This is a genomic window from Micromonospora sp. L31, assembly GCF_052068075.1.
Classification (GTDB): Bacteria; Actinomycetota; Actinomycetes; order Mycobacteriales; family Micromonosporaceae; genus Micromonospora; species Micromonospora purpureochromogenes.
Window position 1 is genome coordinate 281,898 of sequence record NZ_JBQHDC010000007.1, and the last position, 23,784, is coordinate 305,681.

At 72.3% G+C, this 23,784-nt stretch carries 22 protein-coding genes; 8 read left to right on the plus strand and 14 right to left on the minus strand.

The window, feature by feature from the left end:
* Positions 1-306: 306 nt before the first annotated feature.
* Both ACTMS9_RS21090 and ACTMS9_RS21095 read right to left on the minus strand, forming a co-directional pair.
* Positions 307-936, minus strand: a complete 630-nt coding sequence (locus ACTMS9_RS21090; RefSeq protein ID WP_441165759.1) for a histone deacetylase — start codon at positions 934-936, stop codon at positions 307-309.
* Positions 937-946: 10 nt separating this feature from the next.
* The gene (locus ACTMS9_RS21095; RefSeq protein ID WP_441141902.1) at positions 947-1,726 is read right to left on the minus strand and encodes a phosphodiesterase; all 780 of its coding nucleotides are present in this window, start codon (positions 1,724-1,726) and stop codon (positions 947-949) included.
* 253 nt (positions 1,727-1,979) lie between these two features.
* Here ACTMS9_RS21095 and ACTMS9_RS21100 point away from each other — a divergent pair, with 253 nt between their 5' ends.
* Positions 1,980-3,356, plus strand: a complete 1,377-nt coding sequence (locus tag ACTMS9_RS21100; protein ID WP_441165797.1) for a diguanylate cyclase — start codon at positions 1,980-1,982, stop codon at positions 3,354-3,356.
* Between the two features lie 149 nt (positions 3,357-3,505).
* Here the strand turns inward: ACTMS9_RS21100 and ACTMS9_RS21105 are convergent, their stop codons facing one another.
* Both ACTMS9_RS21105 and ACTMS9_RS21110 read right to left on the minus strand, forming a co-directional pair.
* The gene (locus ACTMS9_RS21105) at positions 3,506-4,567 is read right to left on the minus strand and encodes an aspartate-semialdehyde dehydrogenase (RefSeq protein WP_441165760.1); all 1,062 of its coding nucleotides are present in this window, start codon (positions 4,565-4,567) and stop codon (positions 3,506-3,508) included.
* Between the two features lie 5 nt (positions 4,568-4,572).
* Complete coding sequence (locus ACTMS9_RS21110) at positions 4,573-5,838, minus strand: aspartate kinase (RefSeq protein WP_154941300.1); 1,266 nt, start codon at positions 5,836-5,838, stop codon at positions 4,573-4,575.
* A 248-nt stretch (positions 5,839-6,086) separates the two neighbouring features.
* Between ACTMS9_RS21110 and ACTMS9_RS21115 the strand changes: the two genes are divergently transcribed.
* Together ACTMS9_RS21115 and ACTMS9_RS21120 are read left to right on the plus strand one after the other, a co-directional pair.
* Entirely contained in the window at positions 6,087-6,872 is a 786-nt protein-coding gene (locus tag ACTMS9_RS21115; RefSeq protein WP_441141898.1) for a hypothetical protein, read from the plus strand.
* An 85-nt stretch (positions 6,873-6,957) separates the two neighbouring features.
* Positions 6,958-7,488, plus strand: a complete 531-nt coding sequence (locus ACTMS9_RS21120; protein WP_441141896.1) for a nitroreductase family protein — start codon at positions 6,958-6,960, stop codon at positions 7,486-7,488.
* A 52-nt stretch (positions 7,489-7,540) separates the two neighbouring features.
* On the opposite strand, the gene ACTMS9_RS21125 is transcribed toward ACTMS9_RS21120, so the two are convergent.
* Positions 7,541-8,530, minus strand: a complete 990-nt coding sequence (locus tag ACTMS9_RS21125) for an ArsR family transcriptional regulator (RefSeq protein ID WP_441141894.1) — start codon at positions 8,528-8,530, stop codon at positions 7,541-7,543.
* Between the two features lie 76 nt (positions 8,531-8,606).
* Here ACTMS9_RS21125 and ACTMS9_RS21130 point away from each other — a divergent pair, with 76 nt between their 5' ends.
* Entirely contained in the window at positions 8,607-9,887 is a 1,281-nt protein-coding gene (locus ACTMS9_RS21130) for an MFS transporter (protein ID WP_441141892.1), read from the plus strand.
* Positions 9,888-10,126: 239 nt separating this feature from the next.
* The gene (gene leuA / locus ACTMS9_RS21135; RefSeq protein WP_441165761.1) at positions 10,127-11,878 is read left to right on the plus strand and encodes a 2-isopropylmalate synthase; all 1,752 of its coding nucleotides are present in this window, start codon (positions 10,127-10,129) and stop codon (positions 11,876-11,878) included.
* A gap of 50 nt (positions 11,879-11,928) precedes the next feature.
* Here leuA and ACTMS9_RS21140 read toward each other — a convergent pair whose 3' ends face one another.
* Positions 11,929-12,132, minus strand: a complete 204-nt coding sequence (locus ACTMS9_RS21140; RefSeq protein WP_441165762.1) for a DUF1737 domain-containing protein — start codon at positions 12,130-12,132, stop codon at positions 11,929-11,931.
* Between the two features lie 52 nt (positions 12,133-12,184).
* Complete coding sequence (locus ACTMS9_RS21145; RefSeq protein ID WP_441165763.1) at positions 12,185-13,618, minus strand: MFS transporter; 1,434 nt, start codon at positions 13,616-13,618, stop codon at positions 12,185-12,187.
* Between the two features lie 107 nt (positions 13,619-13,725).
* Here ACTMS9_RS21145 and ACTMS9_RS21150 point away from each other — a divergent pair, with 107 nt between their 5' ends.
* Both ACTMS9_RS21150 and ACTMS9_RS21155 read left to right on the plus strand, forming a co-directional pair.
* A complete protein-coding gene (locus tag ACTMS9_RS21150; RefSeq protein ID WP_154941296.1) occupies positions 13,726-14,385 on the plus strand; it encodes an HNH endonuclease family protein in 660 nt (219 codons plus the stop codon).
* A complete protein-coding gene (locus ACTMS9_RS21155) occupies positions 14,367-14,828 on the plus strand; it encodes a hypothetical protein (RefSeq protein WP_441165764.1) in 462 nt (153 codons plus the stop codon). Before ACTMS9_RS21150 ends, ACTMS9_RS21155 begins: the two co-directional genes overlap by 19 nt.
* A 51-nt stretch (positions 14,829-14,879) precedes the next feature.
* Here the strand turns inward: ACTMS9_RS21155 and ACTMS9_RS21160 are convergent, their stop codons facing one another.
* From ACTMS9_RS21160 to ACTMS9_RS21180, 5 genes are all read right to left on the minus strand, one after another.
* Complete coding sequence (locus tag ACTMS9_RS21160; protein ID WP_441141883.1) at positions 14,880-15,974, minus strand: ABC transporter ATP-binding protein; 1,095 nt, start codon at positions 15,972-15,974, stop codon at positions 14,880-14,882.
* Positions 15,971-16,957, minus strand: coding sequence for an ABC transporter ATP-binding protein (locus ACTMS9_RS21165; protein ID WP_210776038.1), 987 nt, complete (start codon positions 16,955-16,957; stop codon positions 15,971-15,973). Before ACTMS9_RS21165 ends, ACTMS9_RS21160 begins: the two co-directional genes overlap by 4 nt.
* A gap of 169 nt (positions 16,958-17,126) precedes the next feature.
* Positions 17,127-18,155, minus strand: a complete 1,029-nt coding sequence (locus ACTMS9_RS21170; protein ID WP_280837382.1) for an ABC transporter permease — start codon at positions 18,153-18,155, stop codon at positions 17,127-17,129.
* Positions 18,152-19,159 carry an ABC transporter permease gene (locus ACTMS9_RS21175; RefSeq protein ID WP_210776037.1) on the minus strand — a complete coding sequence of 336 codons (1,008 nt, stop codon included), beginning with the start codon at positions 19,157-19,159 and terminating at the stop codon, positions 18,152-18,154. Before ACTMS9_RS21175 ends, ACTMS9_RS21170 begins: the two co-directional genes overlap by 4 nt.
* Positions 19,160-19,259: 100 nt before the next feature.
* The gene (locus tag ACTMS9_RS21180) at positions 19,260-20,933 is read right to left on the minus strand and encodes an ABC transporter substrate-binding protein (RefSeq protein ID WP_210776036.1); all 1,674 of its coding nucleotides are present in this window, start codon (positions 20,931-20,933) and stop codon (positions 19,260-19,262) included.
* A gap of 1,081 nt (positions 20,934-22,014) precedes the next feature.
* On the opposite strand from ACTMS9_RS21180, the gene ACTMS9_RS21185 reads away from it, so the two are divergent.
* Positions 22,015-22,611 carry a hypothetical protein gene (locus ACTMS9_RS21185; protein ID WP_441165765.1) on the plus strand — a complete coding sequence of 199 codons (597 nt, stop codon included), beginning with the start codon at positions 22,015-22,017 and terminating at the stop codon, positions 22,609-22,611.
* Between the two features lie 194 nt (positions 22,612-22,805).
* On the opposite strand, the gene recR is transcribed toward ACTMS9_RS21185, so the two are convergent.
* Both recR and ACTMS9_RS21195 read right to left on the minus strand, forming a co-directional pair.
* Entirely contained in the window at positions 22,806-23,399 is a 594-nt protein-coding gene (recR, locus tag ACTMS9_RS21190; RefSeq protein WP_179802253.1) for a recombination mediator RecR, read from the minus strand.
* A gap of 8 nt (positions 23,400-23,407) precedes the next feature.
* Entirely contained in the window at positions 23,408-23,716 is a 309-nt protein-coding gene (locus ACTMS9_RS21195; RefSeq protein WP_218896632.1) for a YbaB/EbfC family nucleoid-associated protein, read from the minus strand.
* Positions 23,717-23,784: the final 68 nt, after the last annotated feature.

Consider the following 23,784-nt stretch of genomic DNA (forward strand, 5'->3'; position numbering starts at 1 on the left):
GGGATACCGGCAGCCGGGCCTCGTGCGGGTCGGTGGCCCGCCCGGTGGCCGGTCAGCAGTCGGGCCGACCTCGGGGGTCGGCCACGGAGTGGGCCGAGGCTATCGATGCCGTTCGGCAATTGTGGACCGTGAAACCTCTGCGTCGGCAAACAGATCCGCGAGTCCGGTGGGTCGAGACTGGACAGTGACCGGGGCCGGTGCGATCGTCGACCCCGGAGCGGCCCTTCCGCCGACGCCCGCCCGCCGACCGGCCGGCGACGCGGCCCGATCGGCGCGTCGTCCAACGGCTGCCCGACGGCGATCGGGTCATCGTGCCGGCACGGCCGTCACCAGGTCGGTCAGGTCGGCCTGGGTCCAGTGCCCGGTCACGCCGGGGCGGTCGGCCAGGTAGGCGACGGTCCGCACGACCGACCAGCCGTGCGCCGCCCGCAGCCCGGCCGCGATCATCCCCAGGTAGAACGGCGCCGGCGCGGTCCACTCCACCTCGCCCGCCCGCCAGGGCGCGGTGAAGGTCAGCATCGGCACCCCGTCGCGCACGCCGACCCGCAGCAGCGTCTCGTACCGGCCGGGGCCGAGGGTGGCCCGTCCGGCCTCGACGGCCACGGCGACCAGGTCGAGGTCGGCGCCGGGCGGGCGGTACATCTCCTGCGCGGCGATGTCGGCGAACTGCCCGGCGGTGAGCAGGTAGCCGCGCGCCGCCGCCGTGCCCGGCAGCTCGGGGTCGTAGAACGCCATCCCGCCCGTCCAGGCCCGGGACTCCCCGGCGAAGTAGACGCCGCCGGGGACCAGCACCGCTTCCGTCCGGCGCGGTGGCCGGCAGTCCCGACACCCGGGGTACGACCGCAGCCCGCCGGGTGGCCGGCCACCGGAGAGGTACCAGCCGAGCCGTGCCGGATCCATGTTCGACCCGTACGCGACGTACCAGAGGAGCCGCACCCGGCGAAGGTCAGTAGCCGCAGGTCTGACCGGCGGCGTGGCTGACCTGCACGGTGTGGGTGACGCAGCCGCCGTCGTCCACTGCGTGCAGCAGGAAGGCGGTCGGCTCGTCGACCCAGCCGATCTCGTCGTCGGCGCTCATGGTCAGCGACGCCTGCCGCCAGGTGCTCGGCGCGACGGTCAGCACGGTGCCGGCGTACCCGGTGGTCACCGGGCGGTGCAGGTGGCCGGCGGCGACGCGTACCACGTGGGGGTGTCGGCGGACGACCTCGGCGAGCGCGTCACCGTCGGCGAGCCGGACGGCGTCGGCGGCCGGGACGCCGACGGCGACCGGCGGGTGGTGCAGGCAGACCAGGGCGGGCACGTCCGGGCGGCCGGCCAGCACCCCGTCGAGCCAGCCGAGCTGGTCCTCGCCGAGCCGGCCGCCGCCCTCCCCCGGGGTCAGCGAGTCCAGCACCACGACGGTCACGTCCGGATGGTCGACGTGGTAGTACGCGGAGAAGCCGCCGCCCAGGTACGGGGTGCCGCCGAAGGCGTCCAGCAGCGACTCGCGGTCGTCGTGGTTGCCGGCGACCAGGTGCACCGGCAGCGGATACCGGCCGATCACCTCGCGCAGCACCGCGTACTCGTCGGGGCGGCCCTGGTCCACCAGGTCGCCGGTGATCACCACGCAGTCCGGGCGGGGGCGCAGCGCCAGCACCCGGCCGAGCGCGCGGTGCAGACCGGCGGCGGGCACGGCGCCGAGCACGCCGGTGGTCAGGTGCGGGTCACTCAGCTGGGCGATGAGCATGGCTCCTCCACTGCGACCGGGACCTTCACGCTAACCCGGCGAGCCGTCGCGGGCGGGCCCGTCGCGCAGCCCACAGGCCGTGTCCACAGCCTGTGGATGGCACATGTGTACGAACGCCAGATGATCTTTCGCGTGGCGGACCGCCATCGGCTGAGTACGCTTGATCGCAGCCCCGGCGCCGGCCGGGCCCACCCCCACCTGGAAGAACGTGGATCACGAGCGAGTCGTCCGCGACGTCACGGTCCGCCTGCCGATGGCGTCGACCGCCGTCGAGGCGTGCCAGTGGACCGTCACCGCGCTCGCCCGGTACGCCCCCGCGACGATCTCCGTCCTGCTCCAGGTCCACGACCGGCTGCGCTGCGTCGCCGCCACCGGATCATGGCAGGTCTTCTCCACCGTGCCGCCGAAGTCCGGCATCGTCGGCCGGGTCTACGCCTCCGCCGAGGGGGCCACGGTTCCCGACGTCACCGCCGACCCGGACTACCTCCCGCTGCGCCCGGACGTGACCGCCGAGATCTGCGTACCGGTGCTCGACCCGGCGGGCCGCCCGATCGGGGTGCTCGACCTCCAATGGAGCGGGCCGGCCGAGCTGGGGCGGTGGCGGCAGACCGCGGAACGGCTGGCCGGCCGGCTGGGCGCGCGGATCGTGGCCCTCGGCGGACCGCCGGCCGAGAGCCGCAGCGAGAAGCTGCTGCGACACTCCACCGCGTTCACCGCCGCCCCGACCGGTCGGGACCTGATGGCCGCGGCCCTCACCGCGGCCCGGGACGTCTCCACCCTCTCCTGCGCCGTGCTGGTCCTCGCCGGCCGGGGCGGCCCCCGCCTCGGCGACCCGACCGGCGCGCCGGGCGAGTTGGAGTCGCGCATCCGGGCCGAGCTGACCGAGGCCGGGGCCGGGCCGCTCAGCCGGATGGTGGCCCGGGCCCACCGGCACGGCACCGCGTACACGCTGGGCGAGGCGGGTCATCCGCCCACGGACGAGTACGCGCCGCTGGCCCGGGCCGGGGTACGCACCCTGGTGTCGGTGCCGGTCGGCCAGCCCGACGCGGGCGGGGTGCTGCTGGTCGCCGACGAGCGGCTGCTGCGGCCCGACCCGACCACGGTCAACCTGATCGAGCTGCTGGCCGGGCAGGCATGGGGTGCCCTGGACCGGCTCCGTACGCTGGCCCGGCTCCGCGAGCAGGCCAGCTCCGACCCGCTCACCGGGCTCCGGCACACCGGGCCGTTCGGCCAGCGGATCAGGGCGGCCACGCCGGGGCGTACCGCCCTGCTCGCCATCGACGTGGACGGGTTCAAGACCGTCAACGACACGTACGGCCACCAGGCCGGCGACCGGCTGCTGGTCGGACTGGCCCGGGCGCTGGAGGGCGCGCTGCGCCAAGGCGACGAGCTGTACCGGGTGGGTGGCGACGAGTTCGTCGCGGTGATCGAGGTGAGCCGCCCCGACGAGGCGGTCCGGATCGCCGAGCGGCTGACCGAGGCGGCCCGACGTACCGGGCGCACCATCAGCGTCGGCGTGGCCCTCCCCCAGCCCGGCGAGTCCCCGGAACTCACCCTCCGCCGCGCCGACCAGGCCCTCTACGCGGTCAAACGCCACGGCCGCGACGGCGTCCGCCTAGCCGCCGCCTGACCCACCCCCACCGACCCCCACCGCACCCCACCGACTCTCCGCCCGCACGTTCAGTGAAAGAGGCCCTATCCAGGCGTGGATAGGGCCTCTTTCACTGAAACTGGCCACCCTTGGGCAGGGCGCCGGTGGGCGGGGCGCTTGAGGTGGGGTCAGGGGCGGGTGAGGTCCTTGGCGAGGAGTTCGGCGATCTGGGCGGTGTTCAGGGCGGCGCCCTTGCGGAGGTTGTCGCCGGTGACGAAGAGGTCCAGGGCGCGCGGGTCGTCCAGGGCGCGGCGGATCCGGCCGACCCAGGACGGGTCGGTGCCGACCGCGTCGATCGGCATCGGGAACTCGCCGGCGGCGGGGTCGTCGACCAGGATCACGCCGGGGGCGTTGCGCAGCGCCTCCCGGGCGCCCTCGGCGTCCACCTCGGTGGCGAAGACCGCGTGCACGGCCACCGAGTGGCCGGTCACCACCGGCACCCGTACGCAGGTCGCGGAGACCTTCAGGTCGGGCAGCCCGAGGATCTTGCGCGACTCGTTGCGGATCTTCATCTCCTCGGACGACCACCCGAAGTCGACGAGCGACCCGGCCCACGGCACCACGTTGAGCGCCAGCGGCGCGGGGAACGGGCCGAGCTCGTCGCCGACCGCCTGGCGCACGTCGCCGGGACGGGAGCCGAGCACCCGGTCTCCGGCGATCTTGCCGAGCTGGAGGTGCAGCGCGTCCACGCCGGCCTGACCCGCCCCCGACACCGCCTGGTACGAGGAGAGCACCAGCTCGCGCAGGCCGTACTCGCGGTGCAGCGGGGCGATCGCCACGATCATCACGAGGGTGGTGCAGTTCGCGTTGGCGATGATCCCCTTGGGCCGGTTGCGTACCTGCTCGGGGTTGATCTCCGGGACCACCAGCGGCACGTCGCGGTCCATCCGGAACGCGCCGGAGTTGTCGACCACGACCGCCCCGCGGGCCACCGCGACCGGCGCCCACTCGACGGAGACCTCGTCCGGCACGTCGAACATGGCGACGTCGACGCCGTCGAACGCCTCCGGGGTGAGCGCGCCGACGGTCAACTCCTCGCCCCGGCAGCGCACCTTGCGCCCGACGGAGCGTTCGGAAGCGAGCAGCCGGATCTCGCCCCAGACGTTGCGCCGGGAGGAGAGCAGCTGGCACATCACGGTCCCGACGGCGCCGGTCGCCCCGACGACGGCGAGCGTGGGCTGCGCCGACACGGGCGCTACCGTCCCGTCCCCGCGTAGACCACGGCTTCGGAGTCGCCGCCCAGCTCGAACTGGTCGTGGATGGCCCGGACCGCCTTGTCGAGGTCGGTGTCCCGGCAGACCACGGAGACCCGGATCTCCGACGTGGAGATCATCTCGATGTTGACCCCGGCCGCTCCGAGCGCGGCGAAGAAGCCGGCCGCGACACCGGGGTGCGACCGCATGCCGGCGCCGATCAGCGACACCTTGCCGACGTGGTCGTCGTAGAGCAGGCCACGGAACTTGACGGCTTCCTGGATCTTGCTGAGCGCGGCCATCGCGGTGGGGCCGTCGGTCTTGGGCAGCGTGAACGAGATGTCCGTGCGACCGGTGCCCTCGGTGGAGACGTTCTGCACGATCATGTCGATGTTGATCTCGGCACCGGCCACGGTGTCGAAGATCCTGGCGGCGGCACCCGGCTCGTCGGGCACGCCGACGATCGTGATCTTGGCTTCACTGCGGTCGTGGGCGACCCCGGTGATCAGTGCCTGTTCCACGGGAAGGTCCTCCATCGATCCGGTGACCATGGTGCCGGTGTTGGTCGAGTATGACGAACGGACGTGGATCGGCAACCCCGCGCGCCGCGCGTACTCCACGCTGCGCAGGTGCAGCACCTTGGCGCCGCAGGCGGCCAGCTCCAGCATCTCCTCGTAGGTGATCTGCTTGATGTGCCGGGCGTTCGGCACGATCCGCGGGTCGGCGCTGAAGATGCCGTCCACGTCGGTGTAGATCTCGCAGACGTCGGCGCGCAGCGCGGCGGCGAGCGCGACGGCGGTGGTGTCCGAGCCGCCCCGGCCCAGCGTGGTGACATCCTTGGTGTCCTGCGAGACGCCCTGGAAGCCGGCGACGATCACCACCGCGCCCTCGTCGAGCGCGCCCTTGAGCCGGCCCGGGGTGACGTCGATGATCCGCGCCCGTCCGTGTACCGAGGTCGTGATGACACCGGCCTGCGAGCCGGTGAACGAGCGGGCCTCGTACCCCAGGTTGTGGATGGCCATCGCGAGCAGCGCCATGGAGATCCGCTCGCCGGCGGTGAGCAGCATGTCCAGCTCACGGCCCGGCGGCAGCGGGCTGACCTGGTTGGCCAGGTCGAGCAGCTCGTCCGTGGTGTCGCCCATCGCGGACACCACCACCACCACGTCGTCGCCGGCCTTGCGGGCGGCGACGATCCGCTCCGCCACCCGCTTGATGCGCTCGGCGTTGGCGACGGAGGACCCGCCGTACTTCTGCACCACGAGTGCCACGACGGTGCACTCCCTCCCAGCGACGACCCTGAGCGTGCCGACGCCGCCGGTCAATGGTCCGGCGGCGCGTGTCAGACCTGTCCAGGGTATCGGGCGGTACGCGAGGACGGGTCGGGTGATCCCACCATCCGGCGGAAGCGCCCGGTCGACGCCCTGCCCAGGGCGGTCGCGCCGACGCCCGCCGACACGCCGGCCGTCGTCGACGGCACGGGTCCGTGGGCGGCGGGCGGGCGGCGCAGAATGACCCGGTGCCTGCCCATCTGCGCGCGACGTTCCGGTCGGCCGGAGTCCTGGTCCTGCTCCTGCCGGCGCTCCTCACCGGCTGCACCGCCGACCGGCCGGCCCCGCCACCCACCGCCGGGTCCGCCGACCCGGCACCGGCCGAGGTGGACGCGGCCCGGGACGAGCTGGCCGCGCTGGCGGCGGCGGCGCGGGACCGCCACCTGACCGCCCGCTACACCCTCACCGGCACCGACGGGCCGACCCGGGACGTCACGGTGACCAGCGCGGCGGACGGCACCTGGCGGGTCGACGTCCCGGGGGGCGCGCTCGGCGGCACGGCGGACGTCTCACTGGCCGCCACCGCCGACGGCCTCTTCCAGTGCGGCCTGCCGTCTGCCGGCCGCCCGGAGGCGGCCAGCTGCGTCCGCCTCGGCGACCGGGACGACGCGGTGCCGCGCCGGCTGGACCCCCGGGTGCAGCACCCGTTCACCGACTGGCTGGAGGTGCTCACCGACCGACGCACGCCGCTCGCGGTCTCCCCCGCCACCGCGCCGGCCGGCGTGGCCGGCACCTGCTACGCGGTGGAGACCACCTCCGCCTCGCTCAACCCGCCGCTGGACGTCGGGATCTACTGCTACGAGCCGGACGGGACGCCCACCTACGTCCGAGCCGCCCTCGGCACGCTCACCCTGGCCGGGCCGCCCGGGCCGGGGCCGGCCACCGCGCCGCTGGCCGGGCCGGTGGTGAACGCCGAGCCGCTGGGCGTGGCGGCACCCGAGCCGAGCGACAGCACGGGCGCGGGAACGTCCTGACCCGGCGCGGCGTTACGGGTGCGATTGACCACATTTGCCCCCACCCGCCTCGCCGGGCGAATCACCCATACGGGACGCTCTTCGCATGGTCGACCTCACCCCACTACTCGCCTTCCGTTGGAGTCCCCGGGCCTTCGACCCGGCCGCCGAGCTGACCGGGGAGGAGGCGTCCTCGCTGCTGGAGGCCGCCCGCTGGGCCCCCTCGACGGGCAACGCCCAGCCCTGGCGGTTCGCCCTCGGCCACCGCGACGACGAGACCTGGAAGCGGACCCTGGTCAGCCTCCCGGAACCCGACCAGCGCTGGGCCCGGCACGCCGGCGCCCTGGTGGTGGGCGCGCACGCCGGCACCGACCCGGAGCGGGCCGCGTACGACCTGGGGCAGGCGATGGCCCACCTCACCGTGCAGGCCACCGCGCTCGGCCTGTACGTGCACCAGCTCACCCGCTTCGACCGCGCCGCGCTCTGCGCCGACCTCGACCTGCCACCCGCCGTACGCCCGCTGGTGGTGGTGGCGGTGGGCCGACTCGGCGACCCGCTCGACCTGCCCGAGGAGCTGCGCCGGCGGGAGACCGCGCTGCGCCGCCGACACCCGATGCACGCCCTGCTGCTGCGCTGAGCCATCCGGCGCCACCCGCTGGCCGGCCGGAGGGAGAACCGTCGTCGGGCGGTCACTCTCCCCGGCTGGCCCGCAGCAGCACCGCCGCCACGTCGGTTCCCCGGTAGAGCACGTGCCGCCCCTGCCGGACCCGGGAGACCAGCCCGGCGGCGTGCAGCGCGGCCAGGTGCTGGGAGACGTTTCCCGCCGACATCCCGGTCCGCCGGGCCAGGTCGCTGGTGGTGGCCGCGCTGTCGAGCAGCTGGAGCAGCGCCGCCCGGCCCGACCCGATCACCCGGGCCAGCGGGTCGCCGGGCGGCGCCGGGGCGGCCTCCCAGAGGGTGGCCACCGCCCGCACCGGGTACGTGCCGCCGGGCGGCGAGTCCTCCAGCAGGTTCCACAGCACCCGACGGTCGGTGAAGACGCCCGGGTTGAGCGTCAGGCCGCGCCCACCCAGGTCGAAGTCGAGCCGCCACGGGTCGTCGCTGACCAACCGGTCACCGGCCCACCGCAGGGTCGGGTGCAGGTGCGCGAAGAACTCGCCGGCCCCTCGCTCGGCGAGCGTGCCGGCCCGGTGCGCGATGTCCGCTTCCAACAGGGACCGCATCCGTGGCCAGGCCGGCGCCAACGCCTCCTCGTGCCACACCCGCAGTGCGGTGACGAGCTGTGGCAGCAGGCCGCGCGGATCGTCGCGCAGGGCCGCCCCGAAGGGGCTCAGCGGACGCGACGGCGTGGTGGCCAGCAGGTCCCGGACCACCACGTCGGCCGGGGTCGCCGCGATCTGGTCGAGCTGCTCGTCGAATTGCACGTCGGGGCGGGTGGGTGGGGGCGTGAGGAAGTCGGGCAACCAGCGGCGCGGCTGGGTCAGCTGGATCAGCGGGCGGACCCGGACGGCCACCTCCGGCCGGCGGAGCACCCGCCGGGCCCGGTCGATCCACGGCAGGTGCACGGCGTGCCGGGCCGGCTCGTCGAGCCCCCAGAGGCTGGAGACGGTCTCCCAGACCGGGGACACCGCGAACCGCACCCCCGCGACGTCGGCGGTTTCGAACCGCAGCTGCGACATCCCCACCCCCGTCGAGAATTCGGCCCAGCCTAAAAGGCTCGACCCGTCGGTGGGGGGCACGGTTTGCTCGACGGCCATGGGGACCAGCGACACCATCCGCACCGCCGTCCGGCACGTCGTGCCACCCGCCGGCCTGACTCGCGCCCTCGCCGTGCAGGCGATGGTCTACGCCGTCGGCAACGGCCTTTTCCAGGCCGGCAGCGCGGTCTTCTTCACCCGCGCGCTCGGGCTCAGCGCCACCCAGGTCGGGCTCGGCCTGTCCATCGCCGCCGGAGTGTCGCTGCTCGGCACCGTGCCGCTCGGCGGGCTCACCGACCGGTACGGCCCACAGCGGGTCTGGCTGGCCGGCCTGGTGCTTGACGCGGCGCTCTTCGCGGCGTACCCGTTCGTGGGCGGTTTCGCCGGATTCCTCGCGGTGGTGGTGACGCTGGCCGCGGTGGACGCCGCCACCGGGGTGGCCCGGCAGGTCTACTCGATCAACGCGCTGCCCCCCGCCGAGCGGGTCACCGCGATGGCGTACCAGCGCTCGTCGCTGAACGTCGGATTCGGGCTCGGGGCGGTGATCAGCGGCGTGGTGCTCGCGGTGGACACGATGGCGGCGTACCGGGGGATGGTCTGGTTCATCGCGGCGGTGTTCCTGGTCACGGCGGTCTTCGTCCGCCGGCTTCCCCGGCTGCCCGAGGTGGCCCGGCCGGCGGAGCCGATGAGCCGGCTGGCCGTGCTCCGGGACCGCCCCTTCATGGCGGTGTCCCTGCTCTCCGGGCTGCTCACCGCGCACCAGACGCTCTACCTGACGGTGATGCCGTTGTGGATCCTGAGCCACACCGACGCCCCGAAGACGGTGATCGCCGGGCTGGTGCTGCTGAACACGATCCTGATCGTGCTGCTCCAGGTACGGGCCAGCCGGGGTGCCGACACCACCTCCGGCGCAGCCCGGGCGTCCCGCCGGGGTGCCCTGCTGATCGCCGGTTTCTGCCTGGTCCTGCCGCTCTCCGGGGTGACCCGCGGCGGGCTCACGGTGGTGGTGCTGGTGGCCGCCGCGGCGCTGCTCGTCGTGGCCGAGTTGATCGAGTCGGCCGGCACCTGGGGGCTGACCGCCACCCTGCCGCCGGCCGCCCAGCGCGGCGCGTACGTCGGGGCGTTCCGGCTCGGCACGCAGTTGCAGTACCTGATCGCGCCGGCCGGGCTGACCGCGCTCGGCGTCGCCACCGGCGGTTGGGGCTGGTACCCGACGGCGGCGCTCTTCGTGATCATCGGGTTGGCCGTGGTACCTGTGGTCGCCTGGGCTGAGCGGACGCCGCGCCTCGGCGAGACCGCTTCGGAGCCGGCGGAGAGGGCCGTGACTCCGATCCCATAGTCCGGACCTGCCTTCCCACCCCCCGTCTCACCACGTAGGGTGACCCTGTCATGTGGCAGGCGTACCTCCTCCTTGGTCGCCGCGACGAGGCCTGACCGGCCGGCACCTCGTCGCGGAGTCGAACCGCGCCGTCCAGCACATCCGAACTTCCCCTCGGCACCGCCCGGGCATCGTCGCCCGGCACCCGCCGACACCTTCCGATTGCTGACGCCCGACATGACCCACGGGAGCACTCCGCCATGGCTCAACCCGCCACTGACGCCGAGACCGATCCGATCGCCCGGCAGCGCCCCAGCCGGATGCCGTTCCACCGCTACCAGCCGTACCAGCAGCAGTTCCGGATCGACCTGCCGGACCGCGCCTGGCCGACCCGGCACGTCGACGTCGCGCCCCGCTGGTGCGCGGTCGACCTGCGCGACGGCAACCAGGCCCTGATCGACCCGATGTCCCCAGAGCGCAAGCGCCGGATGTTCCAGCTGCTGGTGCAGATGGGCTACAAGGAGATCGAGGTCGGCTTCCCCTCGGCCAGCCAGACCGACTTCGACTTCGTCCGGCAGCTGATCGAGCAGGACCTGATCCCGGAGGACGTCACCATCCAGGTGCTCACCCAGTGCCGGGAGCACCTGATCGACCGGACCTTCGAGTCGCTGCGCGGCGCGCGCCGGGCGATCGTGCACTTCTACAACTCCACCTCGACGCTCCAGCGCCGGGTGGTCTTCGGGCTGGACCGCGACGGCATCACCGACATCGCCACCCAGGGCGCACGGCTGTGCCAGAAGTACGCCGAGATCCACACCCCGAACACCGAGATCCACTACGAGTACTCGCCGGAGTCGTACACGGGCACCGAGCTGGAGTACGCGCTGGAGGTCTGCGCGAAGGTCATCGAGGTGGTCGACCCGACCCCCGACCGCAAGCTGATCGTCAACCTGCCGGCCACCGTCGAGATGGCCATGCCGAACGTGTACGCCGACTCGATCGAGTGGATGCACCGGCACCTGCCCCGGCGGGACAGCCTGGTGCTGAGCCTGCACCCGCACAACGACCGGGGCACCGGGGTGGCCGCCGCCGAGCTGGGCCTGCTGGCCGGCGCCGACCGGATCGAGGGCTGCCTCTTCGGCAACGGCGAGCGCACCGGCAACGTGGACCTGGTGACGCTGGGGCTCAACCTGTTCTCCCAGGGCATCGACCCGATGATCGACTTCTCGAACATCGACGAGGTCAAGCGGGCCGTCGAGTACTGCAACCAGCTGCCGGTGCACGAGCGCCACCCGTACGCGGGCGACCTGGTCTACACCGCCTTCTCCGGCTCGCACCAGGACGCGATCAACAAGGGCTTCGACGCCCTGACCGCGGACGCGGCGGCGGCCGGGGTGCCGGTCGACCAGCAGCAGTGGGCGGTGCCGTACCTGCCGATCGACCCGAAGGACCTGGGCCGCACCTACGAGGCGGTCATCCGGGTCAACTCGCAGTCCGGCAAGGGCGGCGTCGCGTACATCATGAAGACCGAGCACCAGCTCGACCTGCCGCGCCGGCTCCAGATCGAGTTCTCCGGGGTGGTCCAGCAGGTCACGGACCACGGCGGCGGCGAGGTCGAGCCGGGCGCGATGTGGGAGATCTTCGCCCGGCACTACCTGCTCGACCACCAGAGCGACCCGGCCGTCACGCTGTCCGGCTACACGATCGGCACCGTCGACGGCAAGGTCGAGATCGAGGCCGAGGTGGAACTCGGCGGGGAGCGCCGCGCGCTCGCCGCGGTCGGCAACGGCCCGATCGACGCGTACGTCAACGCGCTCCAGTCGGTCGGCGTCGCGGTACGCGTGCTCGACTACCACGAGCACGCGCTCTCCTCCGGTGGTGACGCGCAGGCCGCCGCGTACGTCGAGTGCGACGTCGACGGTCGGACGGTCTGGGGCGTCGGGATGGACGCCAACATCGTCACCGCCTCGGTGAAGGCGGTCACCAGCGCGGTCAACCGCGCCCGCGACTGAGGTGCCACGGCAGGGTCCGGCTCCGGCCGGGCCCTGCCGCACGCGCCCGGTCAGACCGGGGTGACCCCGGCCGACCAGCTGTCGCCGAGCACCACCGCCTGGGCGACGACCACCCGCTCGCCGTCGAAGGTGATGGCCGGGGAGCCGTGCAGTCGGTAGCCGTCGGCCAGCGCCTCGCTGACCCGGCGGCAGAAGTCGGCGTCGTCCGGCCCGGTCAGCAGCCGGTAGCGCAGCCGGTCGTCATGATCGTCCATCCGCCGACCGTAGCAACCGGTCCGGTGGGTCGAGGCGGCGGCGAGGGCGCGGCTACGACGGCGGGGCCGGCCGGGGCGGCCGGTGCACGAGCAGGCCGGCCGTCACCGCGCCGGCCAGCAGCAGCCCGGCGCACCAGGCCAGCGCGCCCCGGTACGCGTGGGTCAGCTCGGCCGGCTGCTCGTATCCGGTGCCGGAGAGGCCGACCAGCAGCGGCAGCGCGGCCACCGCGAGCAGGCCGCCCACCCGGGACGCGGCGTTGTTGAAGCCGCTCGCCACCCCGGCGAACCGGTCCGCGACGGCGGCCAGCACCGACGCGGTCAACGGCGCCACCACCAGGGTCAGCCCCAGCCCGAAGAGGAGCACCCCGGGCAGCACGTCCACCCAGTACGACGCGCCCGGGCCGACCCGGCGCAGCAGCAGCAGGCCGGCGGCGGCGATCACCGGGCCGACGGTCAGCGGCAGCCGGGGGCCGATCCGCGCCGACAGGGCACCGGCCCGGGCCGAGCCGACCAGCAGCAGCACGGTTATCGGGACGTTGGCCAGCCCGGTGCGGACCGCCGACCAACCGACGACGTTCTGGAGGTAGACGGCGAAGAAGAACATGAAGCCGCCGAGCGCCGCGTAGACCACCACGGTGAACAGGTTGAGCGCCGAGAAGAGGCGGCTGGTGAACAGCCCGGTGGGCAGCATCGCCGCCTCTTCTCGGCGTCGCTCCACCAGCACGAAGGCCACCGCGCCGAGAACGCCGACCAGCGCGGCCAGCAGCACCGGCAGCGAGCGCGGGCCCCGCACCGGGGCGTCGATCAGGGCGTACGTGACGCCGGTCAGGCCGAGTGCGCCGAGCAGCGCCCCGGTCACGTCGAACCGCTTCCCTCCGCTGCGTGAGGCGTCCTCGTCACGGCTCTCCGGCACCCAGCGCAGCGCGGCCAGGATCACCGCGACCGCCAGCGGGAGGTTGATGAAGAAGATCCACCGCCAGGAGAGCGCGTCGATCAGCCAGCCACCGATGACGGGGCCGAGTGCGGTGGTCACGCCGGCCAGCCCGGACCAGGCGCCGATGGCCCGGCCCCGGTCGTCGGGGTGGAAGCTCGCCTGGAGCACGGAGAGCGAGCCGGGGGTGAGCAGCGCCCCGCCGGCGCCCTGGAGGAACCGGGCGACGACCAGCCAGCCGGTGTCCTGGGCCAGGCCGCAGAGGACGGAGGCGACGGCGAACCAGACCACCCCGAGCAGGAAGATGCGCCGCCGGCCGAAGCGGTCGCCCAACGCCCCGCCGAGCAGCACGAACGCGGACAGGGTCAGCAGGTATCCGTTGACCGTCCATTGCAGACCCGCGACGGTCGCCTCGAGTTCGGCGCCGAGCCGGGGCAGGGCCACGTTGACCACCGTGCTGTCCAGGAAGACCATTCCGGAGGCGAGGATCGCCGCCAGCAACGTGCCCCGACCCGCGCCGCTGCGGAGCCGGAGCGCGTGAGGGGGTGCGGTCATGGGTACCAATCTGCCCGCGCCGCGTGGGAGATTCCACGAAACGCCGAAACCGTGCCCGGGTACTGTGCGGGATCGCCGGGAGCCCGCAAGCTGGAGAGGTGTCGTCTGTGCGTACCAGATCAGGAGCCCGTGGGACGGTGGCCGTCGCGCTCGCCGCGGTGCTCGCCCTCGGCGTGGGCGGTTGCGAGGTTTCGCTCGACGAGCCGGAGGCGCCGCCGAGCAGCGCCGGCAACGTCGGTGAACAGCTGGCCGAGCTGACCGTCGCGAAGGCGGGCTCGATGCGGGGCTACAGCCGTGAGCGGTTCCCGCACTGGCGGGACACCGGCACCAACTGCGACGTCCGGGACAGCGTGCTCAAGCGCGACGGGGAGGACATCCGCCTCTCCGGCTGCAACGTGGTCGCCGGCCACTGGGAGAGCGTGTACGACGGGCGCACCTTCACCGATCCCTCCGACGTGGACGTCGACCACATGGTGCCGCTGGCCAACGCGTGGCGCTCGGGGGCGAACGAGTGGGACGACGCCAAGCGCGGGGACTTCGCCAACGATCTGACCCGACCGCAGCTCATCGCGGTTTCCGCGACCTCCAACCGGGCAAAGGGTGACCAGGACCCGTCGCAGTGGAAACCGGCGAACCGGTCGTACTGGTGCAAGTACGCGGAAAGCTGGGTGACGGTCAAGCATCACTGGCGGCTGACGGTGACCAGCGCCGAGAAGGCCGCCCTCAGCGACATGTTGGAGGGTTGCACATGGGCGAACAAGCCGTGACCGGTGCGGGAGCGACTCCCGCGCCGGAGCAGATGCCGGACGCCGGCGGGTACGACGCGGCCGCCGCCACCGGCAGCGGTGGTGGCACCGGCACGATGGCCGCCACCGCCGGGATGACCGCGGACGGCCACCCGGCGGCGCCCGCCGCCGTGCCGGGGGCCGGGATGAGCGCCGACACCCGCCCGGACGCGTCCCCCCGGGAGCTGACCGCCGACCTGGTCGCCGGGCCCGGCGGGGTGATGACCGACGAGGCCGGCGTGGTGACCGGCGAGCTGACCCTGAAGACCCGGTACGCCGACGGGCAGGTCACCCTCTCCGTGCAGTACAAGGACGCCGACGAGTGGTACGCGGTGACCGGCGGGAAGGCCGCGCTGGCCGACCCGGCCGGGTTGGACGCCGTCCACGCCGTCGCGGTCGCCCTGCTCAACCGCCCGGAGGGCTGAGACACGCCGAGGCCCCCAACCCCGCGCGGGGTTGGGGGCCTCGGCACACGCTCACGGCGTCGGGATCAGCTCACCGGTGTCCGGCGCCCCACCGTCGTCCGGCCGGACCAGCTCCGGCTCCACCTCGTGCGGCCGGATCCGGCCGGCCGCGATCTCCTCGGCGTAGTGGCAGGCGACCTTGTGCCCGCCGACCACCTCGCGCAGCGCCGGCCGCTCGTCGGCGCAGCGGGTCGGCTGCGCCCACGGGCACCGGGTGTGGAAGCGGCACCCGGACGGCGGGTTGGTCGGCGAGGGCAGGTCGCCGGCGAGCAGGATCCGCTCGCGGCGGTCCTCCACCAGCGGGTCCGGCACCGGTACCGCCGACATCAGCGCCTTGGTGTACGGGTGCATCGGCTCCCGGTAGAGGTCGTCGCTGGACGCCTCCTCCACCAGGCCACCCAGGTACATCACGCCCACCGTGTCGGCGATGTGCCGGACCACCGCCAGGTCGTGCGCGATGATCAGGTACGTCAGGCCGCGCTCGTTCTGGAGGTCCTCCAGCAGGTTGAGCACCTGCGCCTGGATGGACACGTCGAGCGCCGACACCGGCTCGTCGGCGACGATCAGCTCCGGGTTGAGCACCAGCGCCCGGGCGATGCCGATGCGCTGGCGCTGGCCGCCGGAGAACTCGTGCGGGTACTTGCTCAGCGCCGACGCGGGCAGGCCGACCGCCTCCAGGGTCTCCCGCAGCCGCCGGCTCGTCGCCGCCTTGTCGTTGGCGAGGCCGTGCGCCTTGAGCCCCTCGACCAGCAGCGACTCCACCGACTGCCGGGGGTCCAGACTGGACAGCGGGTCCTGGAAGATCATCTGCATCCGGCGGCGGGCCAGGCGCATCTTCTCGCCCTTGAGCTGCCGGACGTCGGCGCCGTCGAAGAGGATCTCGCCGTCGGTCGGCTCGACCAGCCGCAGCAGGCCCCGGCCCAGCGTCGATTTGCCGCAGCCCGACTCGCCGACCAGCCCGTACGTCTCACCCGCCCGGATGGCGAGCGAGACGCCGTCGACGGCGTAGACGTACCCGACGGTGCGGTCGAAGAGCAGGCCGCTCTTGATCGGGAAGTGGACCTTGAGGTCGCGCAGTTCGACCAGTGGTCCGGTCCGCTCGGTCACGGGACCGCCACCTCCTCGGAAACGGGGTTGTTGCAGCGAAGGTCGCCGCCGGTGGCGGTGGGCTCCAGCGGGGGCGGACCCTCCAGGCAGGCGTCCACGACGTTGTCGCAGCGGGGCGCGAACGCGCACCCCTCGGCCCACGGGATGTTGTCGGCCACCGAGCCGCGGATGGCGTGCAGCCGCTCGCCGCGCGGCGAGTCCAGCCGGGGCACCGAGCTGAGCAGCCCGTGGGTGTACGGGTGCCGGGCCCGGGCGAACAACTCGTGCCGGGCGGCCCGCTCGACCACCTTGCCGCCGTAGAGCACGTTCACCGTGTCGCAGAGGCCGGCCACCACACCGAGGTCGTGCGTGATCATGATGAGCGCGGTGCCGGTCTCGTCGACCAACTGCTTGAGCAGGGTGAGGATCTGCGCCTGGATGGTCACGTCCAGGGCGGTGGTCGGCTCGTCCGCGATCAGCAGCCGCGGCTTGCAGGCCAGCGCGATGGCGATCAGCGCGCGCTGCCGCATGCCGCCGGAGATCTGGTGCGGGTACTCCTTCAGCCGGCGCTCCGGGTCCGGGATGCCGACCGCGTCGAGCAGTTCCCGGGCCTCCCGCAGCGCCTTCTTGCGGTCCATCCCCTGGTGCCGCTCCAGCACCTCGGCCACCTGCACACCGATCGGGATCACCGGGTTCAGCGAGGAGAGCGGGTCCTGGAAGATCATGCCGATGTCCCGGCCACGCCGGTCCCGCATGTCGTCCGGGCGGAGCTTGAGCAGGTCGGCGCCGTCGAAGAGCACCTCGCCGCTGACCTTGTTGCCCCGCCTGGGCAGCAGGCCCATGATCGCGAGGCTGGTGACGGACTTGCCGCAGCCGGACTCGCCGACCAGGCCGACCGTCTGGCCCGGCTCCACGCTGAAGCTCACCTTGTCCACGGCGGTGAACGGCCGCTCGCCCCGCCGCTGGAACACCACGCTCAGGTCGCGTACGTCGAGCAGGCTCATCGGGTCACTTCCTCACTGCACTGGTCCTTCGCTCGCGACTGCGGGGCTCGCAAGCTCACTCCTCGCGCTCGCCGGCACTGGTCCGTCGCCCGCGACTGCGGGGCTCGCAAGCTCACTCCTCGCCCTCGCCGGCGGCCCACGCCGGCCGTGCTGGTCCGCCGCACCGCCCTCACCGCCGGTTCTTCGGGTCGATTGCGTCGCGCATCGCCTCGCCCAGCAGGGTGAAGCCGAGCGCGACCACGATGATCGCGAGCGCCGGGTAGTAGGCCAGCTCGGGGCGGGCCTCGAAGTAGTGGACGCCGTCCACGCCGAGCATCAGGCCCCACTCGGCGCGGTTGATGTCCGGGTCGCCGAGGCCGAGGAAGGAGAGCGCCGCCGCGTCCAGGATCGCCACCGCGAAGGTGAGCGTGGCCTGCACGATCACCGCGGTCAGCGAGTTGGGCAGCATGTGCCGCAGCACGATGTTGCGCTCCTTGACGCCGAGCGCCCGCGCGGCGAGCACGTGGTCGCTCTCCCGCTGGGCGAGCATCGAGCCACGCAGCAACCGGGCGAAGATCGGCACGCTGACGATGGCCACCGCGAAGATGACCGTCCACTGGCTGGACTTGCTCGCCATGGCGACCAGGGTGATCGCCAGCAGGAGGCTGGGCAGCGCCAGCATCACGTCGGTGAGTCGCATCAGGACGACGTCGACCCAGCCACCGAAGGCCCCCGCGATCGCGCCGAGCAGCACGCCGAGGGAGAGACCGATCAGGGTGGCGAGCACGCCGACGAAGAGGGTCTGTCGGCTGCCGTAGATGAGCCGGGAGAGGAAGTCGCGACCCAGCGGGTCGGAGCCGAGCGGGTGCCCGTCGGTGGCCCCCGGGATGTTCTCCACGGTCAGGTTCTTGGTGAGCGCGTCGAACTCCTGCGCCGGGTCGTGCGGCGCGATCAGCGGCGCGAAGACCGCCACCAGGATGAACAGCCCGACGATGATGGCGCCGACGATGGCGACCGGGTTGCGCCGGAGCCGCCCCAGCGCGTCGCGGAAGAGGCTGACGCCGCCGTTGTCGGCGGTGGCCCGCGCCAGCTCGTCCAGCCGCGCCTTCTTCCGGTCGCCGAGCAGGCCGATGTTCCGCTCGCTCACGCCGCCCGTGCGCTCGTCACCGGTACGGGGCGCCGGCGCGGTGGCGCCGGCCTGGGTGGTCGGATCGGTCATCGGACACGCACCCTCGGGTCGATGAAGGCGTAGGAGAGGTCGACCAGGAGGTTGACCACCACGAAGACCAGGGCGGCCAGCAGGATGATCGCCTGGAGCACCGGGTAGTCCCGGCCACCGGTGATCGAGTCGACGATCAGCGTGCCGAGCCCGCCCCAGTTGTAGACCTTCTCGGTGAGCACCGCGCCGGAGAGCAGCGCGCCGGTCTGCAGGCCGATGGTGGTGACCACCGGCAGCAGGGCGTTGCGCAGGATGTGCCGGCCCCGGATGGTCCGGTGCCGCAGGCCCTTGGCCTCGGCGGTGCGCACGTAGTCCTCGTTGAGCACGTCGAGCACGCTGGCCCGGGTGATCCGGACGATCACCGCCAGCGGGATGGTGGCGAGCGTGACCGCCGGCAGGATCAGGTGCCAGAGCGCGTCGGCGCTGGCGTCGAACTCCCGGGTCAGCAGGCCGTCGAGGACGTAGAACCCGGTGATGTTGGTGTTGTCCAGCCCGGTGGTGACCCGCCCGGACGGCGGAAACCAGTGGATGTTCTGGGTGAACACGTCCTTGAGCAGGTAGCCCAGGAAGAAGATCGGGATCGAGATGCCGATCAGGGTGCCGGCGATCGTCAGGTTGTCGAGGGAGCGACCGCGCCAGCGGGCGGCGAGGTAGCCGAGCGGGATACCCAGGCCCACCGCGATGATCATCGCAGCGAGGGCCAGCTCGATGGTGGCGGGGAAGGCGCGCCCGATCACCTCACTGACCGGGTCACCGGTCCGGATCGAGTTGCCGAAGTCCCCGGTGAGGACCCGCTGCATGAACTTGCCGTACTGCACCAGGATCGGCTGGTCGTAGCCGAGCGCCTTGATCAGCAGGGCGCGGCGTTCCGGGGTGGCCCGCTCGCCGAGCAGCGCCTCCACCGGGCCGCCGGGCAGGTTCCGCAGCCAGATGAAGATCAGCGCCGACAGCGCTATCAGGGTCACCACCAGCTGCAGCAGGCGGCGGACTATGACTCGCAACATCTCTCACACACCAGACTCTCGATGTTCGCGGAATCGGCCCGGGCCGGGGTGGAGCCCCCGACCCGGGCCGATACGCGCCTACGGCGTCAGCCGACGTACGTCACTTGGTGACGCTGACCGTGTTGAACCGCTCGTCGGTCAGCGGGCTGGCGACCAGACCCTTGACGTCCTTGGTGACGACGATGGCCGGCGGGGCGTGCCAGACCGGCACGGCCGGCAGCCACTTGCTGGCGATGTCCCGGTTGACCTGCTCCCAGGCCGCCTTCTTGGCCGCCTCGTCGACGGTGCCGTCGGCCTTGGCGATGGCGTCGAACATCTCGGTCATCGACTGGTCGCCGAACTCGACCTTGCCCCGACCGAAGAACGTGCCGACGAAGTTGCCCGGGTCGTTGTAGTCACCGGTCCAGCCCAGGATGTGCAGGTCCTGCTTGCCGAACTGCTGCACGTCGTCCTTGAAGCCACCGTTCCACGGACGCGGCACGCCGTTGACCTTGATGCCGACGGCCTGCAGGTCGTTGGCGAGGATCGTGAAGATCTCCTGCGGGTTCGGCATGTACGGCCGGGAGACGTCCGGCGGGTAGTAGAAGTTGAGGGTCAGACCCTCGGCGCCGGCCTCCTTGAGCAGCTGCTTGGCCTTCTCCGGGTTGTACTCGTACTTCTGCACGTCCGGGGCGTAGCCGAGCACGGTGTCCGGCATGAACTGGTCGGCGACCTTCGAGCCACCCGGGCCCTTGGTCTGCACGAGCTGCTGACGGTTGAGGGCGTAGGCGATCGCCTGACGCACCCGCAGGTCCTTCAGCTTCGGGTTCTTCTGGTTGATGCCCAGGTAGAGGATGTTGAACGCCGGCCGGGCGACGACCTGGAAGCCCTCACCCTCGAGCGCCTTGCGGTCGGCCGGGGCCGGGAAGTCGATGCCCTGGACGGTGCCCGCGCGCAGCTCCTGCTTGCGGGTGTTCTCGTCCTTGATGATCTTGATGATCAGCTTGTCGACCTTGGCCTTCTCCCCGAAGTAGTCCGGGTTCCGGTTCAGGGTGATCTCGTTCTTGGCCTTGTCCCAGCCGCCGAACGTGAACGGACCGGTGCCGACGGGGCCGCTGGTGGCGAACGAGCTGTACTCGAAGGAGTCGCCGTTCTGCTTGACCGTGTCGGCGTCGCCCTTCTTCAGGGCCTCCGGGCTGGCGATCGAGAGCGCGGTCAGCGCGAAGGCGCCGGGGAACGCACCCTTGTACTGGTTGAGGGTGATGACGGCGGTGCCGTCGTCCTTGGCCTCGCACTTGTTGTAGACCGGCTTGCCGGCGTCGGGGTTCTCGTTCTTCGCGAAGCCGCCGAAGACGTCCATGTAGTAGATCATCTGCGACTGGGCGGCGGCGCCCTTCATGTTGTACCAGCGGTCGAAGTTGAAGCAGACCGCCGTGGCGTTGAAGGGGGTGCCGTCGTGGAACTTCACGCCCTGGCGCAGCTTGAAGGTCCAGACCTTGCCCTCGGGGTCGTGCTCCCAGCTCTCCGCCAGGCCGCCCTGAAGCTCGGCCGTGCCCGGCTTGTGCTGAATGAGGGTGTCGTACATCTGCCGGATCGGCCGGAACGACTCACCGTCGTCGTTGAAGATCGGGTCGAAGTTCTTGGGGTCACCGGCACCCGCGAAGATGAAGGTGCCGCCCGTCTTGGCCTCGCCGCTGTCGTCGCTGCGGTCGCTTTCCGCACAGCCGGCCGCGCCGACCGCCAGGGCTGCAACGGCCGCGAGGGTCACGGCCGTTCTAAGCCTTCTCGCCTGCATCTCTCACCTCTGTCATCCGCGTGACCACGCCGGTTTCATGGCCGGTCCGTGAGCGGGAGGCTATGACAGGACTCACCCGCAGCGGAACGGCCGTTAGGCAATCGCTATCAAGCCGACACCAAGTGACCGCGTCTGACAGCCTCGGATCGGCCGACAAACGGGACTGTCACACCCGGCACCCCGGCCCGGACCGATCCCGCCCCGCCGGCCAGAACCCACCGAAACACCGCAAACCCTCCCTCCGCACCACCGCCCGCCCCCGCCGGCTCCTCTTCGGGTACGCGGACACCCGCCCTACCTGCCGCCAGGCGGACGGACGGTGTCCGCCTGGCCGAGGCGACCGGTCCTCACCCGTCGACGTCCGGTGATCGGCGTCCGGGTCGGGTGGGCGTCAGCCGATTTCGCCGTCGTGGCGGTGTCGCCGTCGCGGCGGTGTCGCTGGCGTGGCGGTGTCGCTGGCGTGGCGGTGTCGCCGTCGCGGCGGTGTCGCCGTCGCGGCGGTGTCGCCGTCGCGGCGATGTCGCCGTCGCGGCGATGTCGCTGGCGTGGCGATGTCGCTGGCGTGGCGGTGTCGGATCGGCGTGGAGGCCGCCATCTCGGCGAAACGGCGTCGGTCGAGGTCCGGTCGGGTCGTCGTGCGGCGACAAACCACTGGCCCCAGAACAGCACGGGCGGATGGTCCGGGCCGGGATGATCTGCGGCGGCTGTCCGCTTCACGCCGGTGTCCGCCCGGCGCTATGTCCGGTTCGTGCCCGGATCGGGTCCCAGGTCCCGTGACCGGCGGCACCCTGGCGGCGGAATGGCGGCCGGGCCGGTGTCGTTACATCACCTGGACGATCGCAGCAGCAAGCCTGCTGGCCTGGCCCGATCACGTGGCCGGCCCGGGATGCCGGGCCCCGGAATGATGGTGGGCCGCCGGTCGTTACACATGGACCCGGCGCCGTGAGCCCCCGCTTGCGAAGCCTGCCGGGCAGAGACTTTCCCCTTGTATGTGTGAGCGCCTGCTCGTGGTGCTTACGCCGCCTGTCATGTCGATCCCCCGGTCGACCGGCGGCGTCAACCCCCTGAAGGAGCTTCCCCCATGAACACCACCATTCTGCGTAAGAGCGTTCTGGGTATCGCTGGTCTCGCCTTCGCCGGCGGCGTCTTCGCCGGCCCCGTCACCGACGCCCACGCCGCCCCGGCCGCTGAGGCGAAGTCGGTTGCCGTGGTGCAGGCCGACAAGCCCGGTGTGGACAAGAGCAAGCTGATCCCGCACGGCGTGCAGGGCAAGCAGTCCCGCATCGACCTGGACGACGAGCAGACCGCCAACGTCAAGGCGATCATCGCCGCGACGAAGAAGTCGGGCATGGACGAGCGGGCCGCCGTGGTCGCGATCGCCACCGCGCTGCAGGAGTCGAAGCTGGAGAACCTGGGTCACCTGGGTGACCGCAACGACCACGACTCGCAGGGCCTGTTCCAGCAGCGCCCCTCCAGCGGTTGGGGCACCGTTGAGCAGATCACCGACCCCGAGTACTCGACGATGGCGTTCCTGAAGGGTCTGAAGCAGGTCGACGGCTGGAAGGACATGCCGCTGACCAAGGCCGCGCAGACCGTGCAGGTCTCGGCCTACCCGGACCACTACGCCCAGTGGGAGAAGCAGGCCGCCGACCTCGTCGCCAAGCACTGGAACAACTGACCCACCTGAACGATCACGCTGGCCGGCACCCCGAACCCGGGGTGCCGGCCAGCGGCATACCCGCACCCGATCCCGCACGGACGAGTGGAACACCTCGGGTTGATCATGAGGTTGATCAACGAGGAGAACGCCGATGGGTCCACGCCTGTTCGCGTGGACCCATCGGATGCGACTCGGCCGCCCAGTACGACGGCTCAGACGGCGCGGCGGCCCTCGAAGGCGCGGCCGAGAGTGATCTCGTCGGCGTACTCCAGGTCGCCGCCGACCGGCAGGCCGCTGGCCAGCCGGGTGACCGAGATGCCCATCGGCTTGACCATCAGCGCCAGGTACGTCGCCGTCGCCTCGCCCTCGGTGTTCGGGTCGGTGGCCAGGATCAGCTCCCGGACCGTCCCGCCGCTGAGCCGGGTCATCAGCTCGCGGATGCGCAGGTTGTCCGGCCCGATGCCCTCCAGCGGGTTGATCGCCCCGCCGAGCACGTGGTACCGGCCCCGGAACTCACCGGTCCGCTCGATCGCCACCACGTCCTTGGGCTCCTCGACCACGCAGAGCACCTCGTCTGTGCGGCGCGGGTCGCGGCAGATCCGGCACTGGTCGGACTCGGCCACGTTGTAGCAGGTGGTGCAGAACCGGACCAGCTCCTTGACCTTGCGCAACGCGCCGGCCAACCGGTTGACGTCGGCAGGGTCCGCCGACAGGACGTGGAACGCGATCCGCTGGGCACTCTTCGGGCCCACGCCCGGCAGCCGCCCCAACTCGTCGATCAGGTCCTGGATGGCACCTTCGTACATCAGCCGGCTCAGAACCCGGGCAGGCCGAGGCCGCCCATGCCACCGGCGACCGGACCCATCTTCTTCTCGGTCAGCTCCTTGGCCGCCTCGGCGGCGTTGTGCAGGGCCGCGACGACCAGGTCCTCCAGGGTCTCCACGTCCTCCGGGTCGACCGCCTTCGGGTCGATCTTGATGCTCTTGATCTCACCGGCGCCGGAGACGGTCGCGGTGACCAGGCCGCCGCCGGCGGTGCCGGTCAGCTCGGCCTCGGCCAGCTCGGCCTGCGCCTTGGCAATCTGCTGCTGCATCTTCTGCGCCTGCTTCAGCATCTGCTGCATGTTCGGCTGTCCACCTGGGCGCACGGAGGGCTCCTTCTCGCACTCGTCTGCTCGGCCGCGCCCAGCCT

What these genes read in the sequence shown, in the direction of transcription:
- ACTMS9_RS21095 (WP_441141902.1), bottom strand. Translation starts at nt 1,726, where the DNA reads ATGCTCATCGCCCAGCTGAGTGACCCGCACCTGACCACCGGCGTGCTC.
- ACTMS9_RS21100 (WP_441165797.1), top strand. Translation starts at nt 1,980, where the DNA reads ATGGCGTCGACCGCCGTCGAGGCGTGCCAGTGGACCGTCACCGCGCTC.
- ACTMS9_RS21120 (WP_441141896.1), top strand. Translation starts at nt 6,958, where the DNA reads ATGGTCGACCTCACCCCACTACTCGCCTTCCGTTGGAGTCCCCGGGCC.
- ACTMS9_RS21125 (WP_441141894.1), bottom strand. Translation starts at nt 8,530, where the DNA reads ATGTCGCAGCTGCGGTTCGAAACCGCCGACGTCGCGGGGGTGCGGTTC.
- ACTMS9_RS21130 (WP_441141892.1), top strand. Translation starts at nt 8,607, where the DNA reads ATGGGGACCAGCGACACCATCCGCACCGCCGTCCGGCACGTCGTGCCA.
- leuA (WP_441165761.1), top strand. Translation starts at nt 10,127, where the DNA reads ATGGCTCAACCCGCCACTGACGCCGAGACCGATCCGATCGCCCGGCAG.
- ACTMS9_RS21140 (WP_441165762.1), bottom strand. Translation starts at nt 12,132, where the DNA reads ATGGACGATCATGACGACCGGCTGCGCTACCGGCTGCTGACCGGGCCG.
- ACTMS9_RS21145 (WP_441165763.1), bottom strand. Translation starts at nt 13,618, where the DNA reads ATGACCGCACCCCCTCACGCGCTCCGGCTCCGCAGCGGCGCGGGTCGG.
- ACTMS9_RS21155 (WP_441165764.1), top strand. Translation starts at nt 14,367, where the DNA reads ATGGGCGAACAAGCCGTGACCGGTGCGGGAGCGACTCCCGCGCCGGAG.
- ACTMS9_RS21165 (WP_210776038.1), bottom strand. Translation starts at nt 16,957, where the DNA reads ATGAGCCTGCTCGACGTACGCGACCTGAGCGTGGTGTTCCAGCGGCGG.
- ACTMS9_RS21170 (WP_280837382.1), bottom strand. Translation starts at nt 18,155, where the DNA reads ATGACCGATCCGACCACCCAGGCCGGCGCCACCGCGCCGGCGCCCCGT.
- ACTMS9_RS21175 (WP_210776037.1), bottom strand. Translation starts at nt 19,159, where the DNA reads ATGTTGCGAGTCATAGTCCGCCGCCTGCTGCAGCTGGTGGTGACCCTG.
- ACTMS9_RS21180 (WP_210776036.1), bottom strand. Translation starts at nt 20,933, where the DNA reads ATGCAGGCGAGAAGGCTTAGAACGGCCGTGACCCTCGCGGCCGTTGCA.
- ACTMS9_RS21185 (WP_441165765.1), top strand. Translation starts at nt 22,015, where the DNA reads ATGAACACCACCATTCTGCGTAAGAGCGTTCTGGGTATCGCTGGTCTC.
- recR (WP_179802253.1), bottom strand. Translation starts at nt 23,399, where the DNA reads ATGTACGAAGGTGCCATCCAGGACCTGATCGACGAGTTGGGGCGGCTG.
- ACTMS9_RS21195 (WP_218896632.1), bottom strand. Translation starts at nt 23,716, where the DNA reads ATGCAGCAGATGCTGAAGCAGGCGCAGAAGATGCAGCAGCAGATTGCC.